Annotated in this window: 8 protein-coding genes; 6 read left to right on the top strand and 2 right to left on the bottom strand. The window is 51.9% G+C overall.

The genetic code is table 11. The features are described 5' to 3' along the window. Positions 1 to 236 precede the first annotated feature (236 nt). Both rpsL and M1L52_RS01720 read right to left on the bottom strand, forming a co-directional pair. Complete coding sequence (gene rpsL / locus M1L52_RS01715; protein ID WP_013063973.1) at positions 237 to 617, bottom strand: 30S ribosomal protein S12; 381 nt, start codon at positions 615 to 617, stop codon at positions 237 to 239. Between the two features lie 223 nt (positions 618 to 840). Next, complete coding sequence (locus M1L52_RS01720) at positions 841 to 1,167, bottom strand: DUF3467 domain-containing protein (RefSeq protein ID WP_248613094.1); 327 nt, start codon at positions 1,165 to 1,167, stop codon at positions 841 to 843. A 368-nt stretch (positions 1,168 to 1,535) separates the two neighbouring features. Between M1L52_RS01720 and M1L52_RS01725 the strand changes: the two genes are divergently transcribed. From M1L52_RS01725 to M1L52_RS01750, 6 genes are all read left to right on the top strand, one after another. Continuing rightward, entirely contained in the window at positions 1,536 to 2,180 is a 645-nt protein-coding gene (locus tag M1L52_RS01725) for a hypothetical protein (protein ID WP_248613095.1), read from the top strand. Between the two features lie 150 nt (positions 2,181 to 2,330). Further along, a complete protein-coding gene (locus M1L52_RS01730) occupies positions 2,331 to 4,280 on the top strand; it encodes a hypothetical protein (RefSeq protein WP_248613096.1) in 1,950 nt (649 codons plus the stop codon). A gap of 40 nt (positions 4,281 to 4,320) precedes the next feature. Next, a complete protein-coding gene (locus M1L52_RS01735) occupies positions 4,321 to 13,320 on the top strand; it encodes a LamG-like jellyroll fold domain-containing protein (protein ID WP_248613097.1) in 9,000 nt (2,999 codons plus the stop codon). Then, entirely contained in the window at positions 13,320 to 13,817 is a 498-nt protein-coding gene (locus M1L52_RS01740; protein ID WP_248613098.1) for a hypothetical protein, read from the top strand. Before M1L52_RS01735 ends, M1L52_RS01740 begins: the two co-directional genes overlap by 1 nt. 18 nt (positions 13,818 to 13,835) lie before the next feature. Further along, positions 13,836 to 15,335, top strand: coding sequence for a hypothetical protein (locus tag M1L52_RS01745; RefSeq protein ID WP_248613099.1), 1,500 nt, complete (start codon positions 13,836 to 13,838; stop codon positions 15,333 to 15,335). Beyond that, positions 15,332 to 15,490 (top strand): hypothetical protein, encoded by a 159-nt coding sequence (locus M1L52_RS01750; protein ID WP_248613100.1) that lies wholly within the window; start codon positions 15,332 to 15,334, stop codon positions 15,488 to 15,490. Before M1L52_RS01745 ends, M1L52_RS01750 begins: the two co-directional genes overlap by 4 nt. Positions 15,491 to 15,541 lie beyond the last annotated feature (51 nt).

Consider the following 15,541-nt stretch of genomic DNA (forward strand, 5'->3'; position numbering starts at 1 on the left):
ATGTTTTAATTCTGCATGGGGCTGTTCTTTGTCTTTGTCTTCAACGCCACGCTCTCGGGCATTTACTCAACCTTTCTTTTAAGAATTCTCCAGCAAAACGGTTTTCTTTAAGTTTCTGAGTTTCTAAGTTTTTGAGTTTCTGAGTTCTTCTCTTTTCGGAGTTTTTGATTGTTAAGCGACGCTCATCACCGAGCCGACCCACAAACTCAAAAACTCACAAACCCATCAACTCTTTTTTACTTCTTAGCCTTTGGACGCTTAGCACCGTACTTAGAACGACGCTGTGTGCGGTTGGCTACGCCTGCGGTATCAAGAGTACCACGGACGATGTGATAACGTACACCGGGAAGGTCCTTAACACGACCGCCACGAACGAGCACGATTGAGTGCTCCTGCAAGTTGTGTCCCTCTCCGGGGATGTAACTGTTGACTTCCTTCTGGTTAGTCAAACGAACACGGGCTACCTTACGCATAGCCGAATTAGGCTTCTTAGGTGTGGTAGTGTAAACACGAACGCAGACACCACGACGCTGAGGACAGTTGTCCAAAGCTGGTGACTTCGACTTGTCTACGATCACCTTTCTGCCTTTGCGAACCAATTGTGAAATTGTAGGCATAAATTTACTTTTTTAATTTTTAATTTATATAATATATTATTGTGTATATTCAATTTCAGCATATCCCACCCAATACAGGGATATTTCGGGCTGCAAAGGTACTAACTTTCAACGAAACCACCTAATATAATTATAATCAAAAGCCTCATATCTTGTAACATTTAACAAAATATAAGGCTTTTGACTATTTTTAAGTTCGTTTTATTCTACTTAGCGTGTCTTTTTAAGCTTCTCCGCCTCCACCAACATTAAAGGGAGCGATGGTCCGAGGTTCTTGCTGTCCATTAGGAATCTTAATAGGTCCGAACTCATGCTCATAACGCATGATATTCTCCTGAAGAGCCCCGAGCAGTCGCTTTGCATGCTCTGGTGCCAGTATGACACGGCTCTTAACATTTGCCTTAGGCAAACCTGGCAGCACACGTGCGAAGTCGATAATAAAATCGCTACTCGAATGCGTGATGATGGCGAAGTTTGCATACTCACCCTGCGCCACGTCTGGCGTCAGTTCTATCTGTAGTCCCTGATTTTTCTTTTCGTTCTCGTTCATTGTTATTATCGTTTTAATGTTTTAGCGAATCCAAAGGTACATCTTTTTTCTCTAAAACGCACAGTCTTTTTTCTCCATATCAAGCAAAAAAGAGTTTTTTTCGTTCCAAAAGACATTACACATTATTATATAATATAGAACACAGAAAAATAATCTTCCTAGAGAGTGCTGGTCCACCCTATTGACAGATAATACCTTTTTGGGGCAATATTTCTGCAATAATTCGGAAAAAGTGTTGGTATTAAGAATAATATTCTTACCTTTGCGGCATATTTTACTAATGATGTGTGATAAACTTTAACCAAAGGATTTATAACAACAATTATACTAAGATTTTTTTAGATATTACAAACAATCAAATTACCATTATGAAAAAGATTATTAACTGGATGCTTGCCATCATCATGATTTGCGGTTCAAGTGTAGTAATGTCATCATGCGGTGACGATGATGAGGATAAGAAGGACAGCCAACTGACTCCCAACACCTATGAGGTGACGCTTTCTGCCGTTCTACCCGAATGCACGGCAGAGTTCTTTACGCTTGACATTGAATATACTGGTGCTGACGGCAATGCCAGTAAGGCCACTATGAAGGCCGGCGACAAGTCGGATGCGATGAGTGAGAAGATGAAGAAACTCTATGATGAAAGGAAAGAGTTTGTTCTCACATTAGGTGGATGGGCTGACAATAAGGAGAAGTGGGCATTATTTGACCAACTCATAGTAAAAAAATTCACTTTTGTCGTTCCTGCTGGCAAGAGCTTTAACTACAAAGCAACAACAAGAGTCAGAACCGACTTCACACAGCCTTCTGGAGAGACTTTTCCCTTCATCGAGCCCTTTGTGTATCTTGAATCTAAGCGAATTTCCGGTAACAGTCAGGACAACTCTATCTTTACTGAAAGGCTGGGACTTTCAGCACAAGATGCTGTAGAAACTGAGAATCTTGCCGTATTTATTGAAATGTATGACGGAAAAGTTATTGCCGAAGATGCAAGAACCATGAACTAATAATCCCCAAAGAGTATCTTAGAGAACATGACGAATAATAGTTACATACCTGCTCTCTAAAGCGCCCGGGGCGCTTAAACGCCATCCCCTATGCCGTCGAGGGTTCGACTCCCCCGACGGCATCAATGATTAATAAAGATGTTATTGAATATGAAATCCAAAATTAAGCTTTTACTACTACCTATGCTCATAACGATGCTATTGACACATGTGCAGCAAGGTCATGCCGTCGATTACATGAAGAACGACATCAACTACCAAGTCATTGGCGGTGGACCGTCGGTCATCTTCATGATTCCCGTCTACGACAAGGACGGACGTGACATGTGGGCCATCACTCCCTCCATGGTTATAGTGAAGAAGCACGGTGCCGACAAAGGCGAAACGCTGTTTCAGTATAGTGTGAAACAGGGCGACATTGACGGTGATGCCAAAGACGTCGATTGTTATTTCCAGTCATACCTTGGAGGAACGCTGAAGGTGAAGGACAAGAGTGGCAACTGGGTCAGCGTGCCTTCCGGCGGTGTCACCGTGACCATCCATAGCAATTCCGACGGCTTTTCTGCCGAATTGCAGTGGGATGCGCCCTACGAATGGCGCGGCATGGCGCTCGACTTTATTATCAGTGTGATGGGCGACCAGAACAATACCAGCATGTGGACCTACGAGAAGAGCTTCAACAATATCACCCTTTCCGCACCTCCTGCACTACTGAAGCCCAGCATTGTCGCATCTGTCATCTCCACCTCTTCTGCCAATCCCAAGAGTGTGGCTGTGACCTGGCAGATTTCTGCCAGCGAGGTCACCCGTGCCGTTGCTCACTACAAGGTGGATGGCGTAGCCGACATGCAGACGCTGGCCAAAGAGCCTTACGGCACCTTCTATGTGCCCTCCGACAAAAAGGTTTCCGACCTGTATGTGGAGGTTGACTATAAGGATGTGGAGGGAAATGCCCAGACGGGTGCGATATCTGACTATCAAGACATCCTGCCCTTCCATCAAGCCAAGAGCCTGAGCGCGAAGGTCAATGCTGACGGTAGCGTCAACCTGAGTTGGAGTGTGAGCGATGCCGACCGGACGGACATCATGCCGACAGACTATTTCCTCATACAGCGGAACACGAAGGGGCTGGCTGAAGCCAATGATGCAAACTGGCAGTCCATCGGACAGGTGGCCTATACCGCCAACCAGAAGGACTACGAGCTCAAGGATGAAACGCTGCTGTCGAACTTCGAGGATGCACTCGTGGTCTATCGCGTGCAGCGTGCTTCCGTCACGGGCATCTGGGGCTATGGCGTCAACAGCGGCACTGCGCAGACGGTGCTCCCCCAGCATCTGGTGCTGCCCCGTCCAAAGTCCTTGGAAGTGGTGAAAGATGAAAAGACGTGGACAACAGAAAAGCATGCCGTCGATGTCAGCTGGACACTCGACGAGAACAAGGCTGAACCCGTCTCTGCCTTTACCATCAGCAATGTGGACGACTGGACGCGCTTCTGCGCCAGGGTCTCATCAGGTGTGCACGTCGATGCTGTCCTGACATCCGACCTTGACCTGAAGGACTGTCAGGAGATGGTGGGCAACAAAGCCCTTCCATTCACTGGCACATTCGACGGCCAGGGCCATACGCTGACCGTTCACTACAGCACGGGCAAGAACTACACGGCACCCTTCCGCTTCCTGGGCGACGGTGCTGTCATCAAGAATCTGACGGTGGCTGGCGACATCTATACCGAGCAGCTGTGCGTGGGTGGCGTCGCGGCCCTTGCCAGTGGTACCGACATCCAGCTGCAGCGTTGCCGCTCGCTGGTCAACATCCATTCATCGAAGACGAACAGTGCGGTGTATTACGGTGGCTTGCTGGGTGCTCTCTATAACAATGGTACCGCTTGCGGCCTGATGCTCGAAGACTGTCTGTTCGACGGTATGCTCTATGGCACGAACCTATTCCTCTGTGGTGGCATGATCGGCTGGTCTGACAAGTCCAACAGCCTGACCCTGCGCCGTGTGGCCATGCGCCGTGTGGGCAGCACCCAGGTCTTAGTTGACTACGACAACACAGGCGCCTATCATCAGGCAGTCCCTCTCCCTGTGAATGATTGATACAAGAAGAATTTGTTCCACTAAAAACGATAATCAAATTATGAAAAAGATATCAATCATTTCGCTGTTCATCCTGGCTCTTCTGGCATTGCCCCAACAGGCCGGTGCCTATTACGTTGACCAGAGCCAAAATTATACCTACGAGATAAAAGGTACGGGTTCTCAACTGAGAATCCATATTCCTCTGTTTTATGAAACTTTTGCATATAAGTATAGGGTGACCGACGGCACCCTCAAGCTGAGAAGCGGCGACAAGGAGGCGGTGCTATTGCGTTACAGCTCGTCCGAACTTGACGCTCTCGAGAAAGTCACTGCTACCCTCTCCACCGATATCACGGGCTTCTTGGATGTCTGGAGCAACGGCAGCGAATGGAAAAGGCTGTCGGCCACTTCATCTGCCCTGCCGATTGCGAAGAATTCATCAGGCAATTACGAGTTGGCTTTATGCTGGGATATTCCTGAAGAATGGTTCTTCAAGAGTGGTACGGAGCTGGTCTATGATGTTTATTACACCAGCACATTCGGATCGGACAACTTCACGCTGACTCAGAATATCGGCGAGCTGAAACGCTTTGTGGCCGACCCCGCCCAATACGAGTTTTCGGCCAACGGCGCCAACGTCAGGATGAAGATACCCTTCTACGATAAATGGGGTAAGGACTCCTGGATGAAAGAGGGGGCTGTCAAGGTCAAGGCCGACGGTAAGGAAGAGACACTCTTCACCTTCGTCCCTGAGGGCAATATCGCCGACGCCAACATGTATAATCAGGTGGCCTTTACGGCTACAGCCGACAGCACGCTGCGTGTCTTCTCCAAGACCACCACAACGGAAAGCTGGGTGGCTTTGGGCAAGACCCAGAAAACCGTCTCAGTCTATGGCGAAGACCTGTACAAGATGGAGCTGCAGTGGGACGTGCCTGCTGAATGGCTGGACAAGGAGCTGGAGTTCGTCGTTCAGTCGGACTGCAATCAGAACGACATGCCGGCTTTCACGGCTAACATCTCCAAGACGCTTTCTGCGTTGAGCAGCAACTACTATTACGCTGGTGATGGGACAACGCCTGCCAAGTGGAATGGAACACCCAGCCAACTGGCCAGCACCCTGGGCAGTACCTGGACCACCATCGACAACCTGTGTGTGCCGCTGATGGATAACGGCAACGTCGATGCCTCCAACGGCAAATACTTCCTATGGGACAATGCTGCCCGCCTGTTGCTGCTCGTCGATAAGTATGTGGGCAAAGAATTGCGCTACACCGAGTTGCACGAGCTGGACAAGACGCAGCGCGACAGCCATAAAGCCCATATCGAACTGAACACGCCTTGCGTGGATTATGGTTTCCGTCTGGCTGTGGAGCGTGGTAATTCTGCCTTGCTGATCGACGGCAAGAAAGAAGAGACGGGCGACACCATCCGCAAGGCCCCTGAGTTTGAGCAGGGACAAGAAAGGAGTAAACTCTACTTCGACTATAACGTGAAGATGGTGACTCTGACCTCAACCCAGAAGCATTCGGCTGTGGAGTTAAATTGGACTACCAACGGCGGTAATGCCGACTACTTCCAGCTGTACCGTCGCGACATTACCACCAAGGGCGAGTTTGAACTGCTGGCCGACCAGCTGCATCAGCCAAACTATGTGGATCGCACGGTGCTGGCCTTCCACGAGTATGAATACAAGGTGAAGGGCGTGGTAGAGTGTGAGGGAGTGCATGAGGACTCCAAGACCTGCAAAGGCCGTTGCGATGATTTCGGACGCGTCAGTGGCTATGCCCGTATGGCTAACGGTACTGGCATGGGGGGCATGAAGGTGATTGCCACGCCGAGCAAAGAACTGGCAGGCATTGGCGAGGTGCGCGAGACCCTTACCGACGATACCGGCTACTACGTGCTTGACAACCTGAAGTATCTGCCTGGCAATGGCCGCTACACCATCACCGTCGAGATCACTGGCGAGCAGGCTGCCTTCACCACCTACGAGTGCGACTTTGCCGAGGATCGCAACGAGTACTCGAATGTCATCCTGGCCATGCGCGAGTACTACATCTTCTCAGGTGTCGTGCTCTACGAGGGCTCCAGCATTCCTGTGCCTGGTGCCCAGTTCCTGGTCGATGGCAAACCGCTCTATAATAGCATCGGTACGCGCGTGCAGACCAACAATAGTGGTGAGTTCTCCGTCAGTCTGGCCAAGGGCAGCCATACGGTTCAGGTGGAAAAAGAGGGTCACGTGTTCGTGAACGACGGCTTCTACCTCGATCCTGACAGCCCTGATCCCAAGCAGCACAACTGGCAGCGCAACGTATCGGGCATCTATCTCTACGACCAGACGAAGGTGAGGCTGCGCGGCCGCATGGTGGGTGGCTCCATAGAGGGCGACAAGCCGCTGGGCCAGTCGCTCTCGAAGAACAACCTGGGCCGCGACCTGAAGATGGTGATGCTGCTGGAGGGCGACAACACCTCGTTCATCGTCTTCGACCCGCAGGACCGTACCATCACCGAGCGTAAGGACTCTGTCGCTCACGGTGCAATAGACCCCGTCACCCTGGCAGGCCGCGACACCACACGCTATGAGATGACGCGCCACACCATCACCATCCATCCTGACGTGAAGACGGGTGAGTACGAGGTGATGCTCTATCCCGTGAAGTATAAGATTACGGAACTGTCGTGCAACGGCTATCCCACCCTCTTCCAGCAGGGTAAGGTTGGTGAGACGCTTGACCTGACCAATGCCAAGCATGAAAGCACGGCAGAGTATAAGCGCGTCTATCATAACCCCGCCACACTGACTGTGAAGCAATATAACATGTCAGTGCAAGGCGACTACTACGGCGAGCCATACTTTACGTCGGAGAACATCGGTACTACCAGCGCCAACGTACCCCTCTGGTCGAAAACCAAGGGCTACACGCTGGGGCATCCTGCCTTCATAGCCGATGCCACCTATCTGTTTGAGCTGCAGGCACAGGAGGAATACAGGTTTGAGAACCGTACAGACACGGTGCCCGACATTGTGAAGCTGAAGAGTGGTACGGTGTACTTCAACAACGACCTCGTAGGTAGCCAGAGAATCGACTCGGTACAGCTGGACACCCTGGGTCATGGCCTCTATCAGTTCAAACCCCAGAACATGACCTTCTTGGGTACTGACGAGAATGCCCTGCGCACGCTGGACATCAACCTGCTCTACGACGGCACCTACTACGACATCATGCCCATGAACGGCCAGCCCCTGCGGGCTTTCGTGATGGGTGCGGTTGCCAACGAGGGCGTCGAGACGGTGACCAAGGGTGCTATCCACCTGATCGACATTCTGCGCGATCCCCCTGGCACCAACAGCTATTCCTACATCGAGAGCGGGTCGAAGTGGAAATATTCCTACACATGGTCTCTTGACGTTAATGGAGGAGTAGATATTGACGTCACTACAGGTACTTCGAATAAAACGGTTACTGGTGTTTGGTTTGGAACTGGTTCAGGTACCAATACTGCCACTATAGCGAATAGTGAGACCACATTCAATATCTCGTTTGAGGTAGGCGCACAGGTTGGCGGAGGCAAGGTGCATACTTACGAGCTGAACACCACAGAGCGAATACAGACGTCCTCTGACGCAAAATGGATTGGTCCTGATGCCGACCTCTATATTGGTATGACCGACAATCTGGTCTTCGGTACGGGTGTTTCCGTACGCTTGGTCAATGAGCAACAGTTCGAGGCACTGAAGGGACGCACAGGCGGCAAGGTCGTGATCGATGGCCACAAGACGGACATCAAGAACGGTACCGTCAAGGTGCTGGTTACTGGTGAGGATGCTGACGGCAAGAAGGTCTATCTCATCAGCGACGAGGTAATAACCTATCGTTCTGCCTTTAATTCAGACTTTGTCTATAGTGGTCGCTATATCGAGAAGGAACTGATACCCGAGCTGCTGAATCTGCGCAATGAGCGCATCCTGCCCAAGGGCACGCCCGACGATGTGGCACAGGCCAAGGCCGATGCCGAAGACCGCAACGCCTACGTCAGTCTCGTTGACTTTAACGACGCGCAGTTTGCGCTTCACGACTCCCTCTCGAGCACCAAGCAGAACCAGTATAAGATTTTCCCTCCGAAGGGAAAGTTGGCGTCCAACTATCCCGACGAAATCAAACAGTTCAACGAAGATGCCAACCGCTGGTACACGTTCCTGGCACTCAACGAACGCGAGAAGGTGCAAGCTCAATATGGTGGTGCAGACCTCGTGAAGAACTACACGTTCGACGGTGCTGCCAACATTCAGTACAGCGAGAGCTATAGTGCCAACAACAGTGCATCAAGATACATGAATATCCTGCCAATCTCATTTGAAGGAGGTGCTAAGTCATTGGGCTCGTTGGCATCCAGTGTAGCGCAGCTTACATCGACGAGGGATGGTATGTTTAACACTGGTACGGAAATAAATACTCCAGCCAGCACAACCAGATATAAATTTAAGCCAGTCGTCGATCTTGATTTCGATTGGAAACAGTCATACGATTCAACGTCAACGAAGAAGACGGGCTTTGTGCTAAACTCCTCTAACAAGTCGAACCTGAGCGTGGGTGTCTATCGTTCGAAGGTGTATAAGAAAGACCTTGAGGAAGCCCTGAAGAATGGCGATGCCGACGTGTTCATGCAGGCCCTTGTTGAAACCATTGACGATGAAGACGCCACCGCATTCAGCTATCTGGATGATTTCGAGGCACAGCTGTACGGCAACTTCATCTTCAAGACCTTGGGTGGTGCTACCAGCAGTCCGTGGGAAGACGAGCGAAAGACGAAATACTATGCGCCTGGAACGGTTTACGACCAGAAGACCGTGCGCATCAACCAGCTGCGCATCTGGGCTGAAAAGAGCATCATGTCGAACGTGCCCTACGACGAGCCAGCACGCTTCACAATCTATATGTGCAACGAGAGCCCGATGCCCGATCAGGCCACAGCGATATTCACCTTCCTTGCGCCCGACAGTCTGAATCAGGGCAATGCCCAGGTGCGTTTCAACGGAAACTACCTGAACGGATCGGGCTATACGATAGCCTTGAAACCCGGCGAGGTAATTACCAAGGAGGTGGAAGTATATGCCGGCAGCGAGTTCGACTATGAGAACATCGGTCTCACCATCGTCGATCTCAACGACATCAAGCATCCGGCAACGGTGCGCCTCTCGGCTCACTTCGTACCCACGGCAGGCAAGATCAACGTATCGACACCTGGCGACAAGTGGGTGGTGAACACCGAGTCGCCCTACGACAGCGAGCGCCAGTTCTACTACATGCCTGTGCGCATCGACGGCTTCAACGTGAACTACCGCAACTTCGACCACATCGAGCTGCAGTACAAGCTCTCGACGCAGGGCGACAAGGACTGGGTGAACGTCTGCTCATACTATAAGGATGAGGAACTGATGGCCAAGGCCAGTGGCGAGTGCCAGCTCATTCAGAACGACGGATTCATTACGGCACGCTTCTACGGCGAGAAAGACCCCGTGGAGCAGTACTACGACCTGCGCGCCGTGGTCTATTGCCGTCATGGCAACGGCTTCCTCACAGCCTCATCGCCCATCCTGACAGGTGTGAAGGACACGCGCCGTCCGCAGGTGTTCGGCAATCCGAAGCCGCTGAACGGCATCCTGGGCATTGGCGATGACATCTGCATCACCTTCTCGGAGCCCATCGCCAGCAACTATCTCTCGACGGTGAACAACTTCGAGGTGCTGGGCATGACCAACTCGAGCAACATCACGCAGGGCATCTCGCTGCAGTTCCCCGGCCACTCGGGAGCCTTCACGCTGGCCACCCGCGACCTCTCGAACCGCAGCTTCACCTTCGACATGATGATCGACCCCGCAGCACACACGGAGGATGAGTGTATCCTGCATCATGGCGACCTGACGGCCAAGGAGCCTGGTCTGCAGCTGGGTCTGACGAAGGACAACCGACTGATGGCCATCGTCAAGGATAAGACCGTCTATAGTAAGGAGGCCATCCCCTTCAACGGATTCCGACAGATAGCCTACGTCTTCGACACCGATGTGGAGAAGAAGACCACACAGATACACTTCTACGACGGCAGCAAGAACATCGGCACGGCCACCTACGACGGCGTCTATGACATGATGGGACAGCTGTTGATGGGTATTCCGTTCTACGACCCGCAGACCATGGAGAACGACGAGAGCACCACGGGCTTCAAGGGTCGCATGCTGGAGTTCCGTCTGTGGAACAAGGCCCTGGGCAGCGGCGAACTGAGCCAGTACGGTCAGAAGGAGCTGACGGGCTACGAACTGGGACTGACTGACAACTATCCGATGAACGAGGGTAAGGGCGATGTGTGCTACGACAAGGCCGTAGGCGGTGCCGACCTGCAACTGATATCTGCCACATGGAGCGTGCCAGCAGGTCTGTCGCTGAAGCTCGACGGCAAGGAGGGCGTGGCCATGAACGAGGCTCCGTTCACTCGCTCGGAATTTCAGGACTACACGCTGATGTTCTGGTTTAAGACCGCCGACCAGAACGGTACGCTGCTGGCCAACGGCGAGGCCAAGACGGAAAAGAGCGCCAAGAACCGCTTCAACATCGGTGTCAGCAACGGCATGCCTTACTTCAGAAGCGGCAACAGGCAGGTGGAGGCCAATGGCATCTATGTCAGCGACGACAAGTGGCACCACCTGGCAGTGACCGTGAACCGTTCACGCAATGTGGGTAACCTCTATATAGACTACGCACTCGTCAACTCGTTCAGCGTCGATACCCTCGGCGGTATCATTGGCGGACAACTCACTGCCGGTGCCACCTACGAGAACATGAAGACCAGCGATGCCCTGAAGGGTAACATCGACGAGCTTGCTATGTATGAGATGTCGCTGCCAGTGAACGTCATCAAGAACTATGCGACGACAATGCCTTCAGGTAAGGAGATGGGTACGATGGTCTATCTGCCCTTCAACGCGTCGGAGATGCAGCAAGACCACTCGCAGCGCATTATGCCGTCGGGTGTAAGCATCAAGCAGACCCGCGACAACCAAGGCAACTACTCGCTGCAGCGCGACACCATCGTCAGCGAGACAGTGGCTACAGCCCACTGCGACCGCGACAACTTCGCACCCATCAACAACACTGGACAGCGCGAGAACCTGAAGTTCAGCTACGTGGCCGACAAGCAGAACCTGCTGATGAATCTTGACGAGCCCGACGCTAACCTGGAGAAGACCAACGTCTATATCACGGTGAGCGACGTGGCCGACCTGAACGGCAACCTGATGGCCAGTCCGCTGATGATGGACCTTTACATCCATCGCAACCCGCTGCGCTGGACAGTGAACCAGCTGAGCGTGAAGACCCAGTATGGCGAGCCTGCCACCGTCGAGGCAACGATTACCAACCTGAGCGGCAAGCGTCGCAGCTACACACTGGAGCAGCTGCCCGTCTGGATAACAGCCTCAACAACCAATGGCACGCTGGAGGCCATGGGCGAGGAGATCATCACGCTAACCATCTCACCATATATCAACATAGGTAATTATATGGAGAAGATTAACCTCGTTGACGAGGAAGGAATGAACGAGCCGCTGCCTATCCACATAGAGGTACGTGGCGAGGAGCCTGACTGGGCTGTCAGCGACGCGCTGAAGCCGACCAACATCACGATGAACATCATTGCTCGCGTAAAAATTGACGGACAGGTGGCCGACGATGCCAACGACATCATCGGTGTCTTCGGCAACAACCACGAGACGCTGGGCACAGCACATCTGAATGTTGACAATACCGCCAACGGCAACGAGGCGCTGACCTTCCTGACAGTATATAACTACAACTCGCAGGAACAGGCGTTGCACATCGAATACTATGATGCCTCAAAGGGACGAATCTACGTGCTGACGCCAGAAGACGGCAAGACACTTACGTTCCAGGCTGACAAGATGGTTGGCACAACCACTAACCCACTGGTGCTTGTAAACAGCTATGAGGAGGTGCAGCCCATCCAGCTGAAGAAGGGCTGGAACTGGATATCCTTCTACGTCGTACCGAAGACTCAGACCATCAAGCAGCTGCTCAATGGTGCCACAGCGTGGGAAGTAGGCGACGCCCTGGAGACTACCAAAGGCAACAGCACGCAGATGATTAGCTACAAGGCCGTGCAGAACAAGTACAACAAGACGCGCATGGACTACTTCTGGGACAACGAAAACGACCAGATTACCATCGATCCTACACGCATGTACCGTTTCTACTCCATCAACGAAAAGAAAATATACATTGCCGGTGAATACTCGCCCAAGTATATCAGCATCAATAAGGGATGGAACCGCGTGGCCTACAACTCGAAGCTGAATCTTCCTATCGCAACAGCGATGGCCGACTATACCGAGCGTGGTACAGAGGGCGACATCATCAAGTCGCAAGATGCCTTTGCCGTACTTACTGTCGATGCAGGCAACAACCGCAGTTGGAAGGGTAACCTGACGCACCTGCAGACTGGTCAGGGCTACATGATTAAGAGCGGTTCCGACGAACCGTTGCAGTTCCTCTACCCCATCTACTCTGACAACACTCGCTATTCGGGTGAAGAGGCATACAGTCGTATATACAGTTTACAGGCTGCTCCGCTCTTCCACAATGCTTCGGCCAGCACAATGAACATCATTGCACGCGCTGCAGGCATCGAGACGCAGGAGGGTGATCGTCTGCTGGTGTTCAGAGGTGCCGCCATGTGTGGCATGACTGAAATCAGCGATGATAATATTTTCTTCCTGAGCGTAGGCGACATGGAGAGCACTGCAGAACGTCTCTCGTTTGCCATTGAGCGCGATGGTGAGGTGATTGCTGTTACTGGCGACCAGATAGTTTACCGCAGCAACACGGTAGTAGGTACGGTAAGCGCACCTGCCGCCATCAACTTCGCTACCATCAGCAATATGCTAGACGGACAGTGGTACGACATTCAGGGTCGCAAGCTGACAGAACGCCCAACAAGAAAGGGAGTGTATATTTATAACGGACAAAAGACAATAGTAGAATAATGAAGAATATCGTCAAAATAGCAGGTGTGGTGCTCAGCGCCACCCTGCTCTTCACAACCTGCAGCACGTCGGAAGAAAACGATAGCGACAACAAGCCGGCAAACCCTACAGAGCAGAAGACACCGCAGCCGGGTAGCGACGCTCGCCCCACATGGACAGCACCAGACATCAGCCTCTACGGTGGTGACCCGATGACCGTACAGATTACCCTTCAGGACGAGCTGCTGCCCTATGCCGGCAATGGCGACCTGATGTGTGCCAAACTGAACGGGGAGGTGAGAGCCGTCAGCGACCTCTACGAGAGCTATGACCAAAAGCATTTCCGACTGTCCATCTATGGTAGCAGCAACGAGGGTAGCGTGACGCTGTGCTACTATTGTCAGCAACTGTCACGTATCTTCACTGTCGAGAACTGGAAAGCGTTCGATGCCAGCACGGCTCCGACAAACGGTGGCACGCCCTACGTACCGACGTTCTTTGTCGTTCCTACAGAATAATAATGTCAACAGTAAATCATGAAGAAGTTTCTATTATGCTATCTCCTCAGTCTGATAGCCATTGTCTGTCAGGCTGCTGATGTAGAGATCAACTCGCTGAGCGACCTCCAGACGCTTAGGGATAACGTAAACGATGGCACAAACACCTATTCCGGAATGACGGTGTCGCTGAATTGCGACCTAAAACTGAACGATTGGACGCCAATCGGTCTGGTGGATGACAATACGCATACCTTCCAAGGTACCTTCGAGGGCAATGGCCATACCGTCATTATCAATGTCAATACCAGTGAGGCAGTAGCCGGATTCTTCGGCTACCTCAGAGGTACGGTGCAACATCTGAAAGTGGTAGGGTCGGTACTCTGTACCAATACCACCACCAGTGCTGCTGGTGGCATTGCAGGCTACAACCATGGCGGCACCATCAGCCAGTGTGCCAATTTGGCTACCGTCATTGGTTATATCTGTGGCGGTATCACAGGTGAGACGGAGGGCGGCACTATCTGCAACTGCTATAACACGGGATATATCGGCTCGTACAACAACAGCGCGACACATCTCGCAGGTATCGCTGGTAAGAACAATGGCGGCACCATCGACCATGTCTTTGCCAGCTGTATCGTCGAGGCTGTTGGTAACTATAAGGCCATCACAGCGTCGGGCAGTGCTACAAATGCCTTCTACAATGTCAAGACGACCCATAATGGCGCTACGTTAGACGGTTCCGAGGCACTGACCGGAACGGCGCTTCAAGCGCGTCTGAATACCTCAGGCGTTTATACTATTTGGGAGTTTACTTACGGTTTGCCAGAATTGGTCGAGATGTCCAACAAGCCCGTCTATCTGATGAACGACACCCACAACACGACATTCTTGGATACCTACCAGTCACAGACCAGAACGGTGCAGCTGATGGACCGCACACTGCAGGCAAACAACTGGAACTCGCTGTGTCTGCCTTTCAATCTGACTGCTGAGCAGATAACGAGCTCCTTCGGTGCTGGCACGCGAGTGATGACATTGAGTGGCTACTCCAACGACGGCACGACAGTGACCATCACCTTTGCAGACGCCGCCACGATGGAGGCCGGCAAGCCTTATATCGTCAAACCCACCATGGCGAACTCCGTATTCACTGGTGTCACCATCGACAAGACTATGCACTACGTGACGGCAGGCGGTGCCACGTTCAAGGGCACTTACGAGCCAGTCAATCTGACGGCTAATGACACGAAGAAACTGTTCCTTGCCAACAACATGCTGTGGTACCCCACAGCCGATCTGACCGTTAACTCCTGTCGCGCATACTTTGATCTGGAAGACGAAGTACCAACAGACGACAACCATGCAGCGCGCCTCGTCATTTGTTTTGGTAAAACAACGGGCGTGACCTCGATGGAAGATGGAATAAGGCAGATGGAAGATGCGTGGTATAATATGCAAGGTCGTAAGTTCTCAGGCAAACCGACCACTAAAGGTTTCTATATTCACAATGGAAAAAAGGAGGTAATGAAATGAGAAAGGAATATATAAACCCTCAGATAAAGGTTGTAAAGATCGCGATAACACAGCATCTTTTGGAGGGAAGCACCCCTCAATATCGCGGAGGTGGTAATTTCACCCCTGAGGCCCGTGAATACCGCAACTTTGACGATGAAGAAGAGAGTGACTAAAGATAACTGGTAAGGCACATCCTCTCCGCATTGGCTTATTTAACAGAAATT

The organism is Prevotella sp. E13-27 (assembly GCF_023217965.1).
Taxonomy (GTDB): Bacteria; Bacteroidota; Bacteroidia; order Bacteroidales; family Bacteroidaceae; genus Prevotella.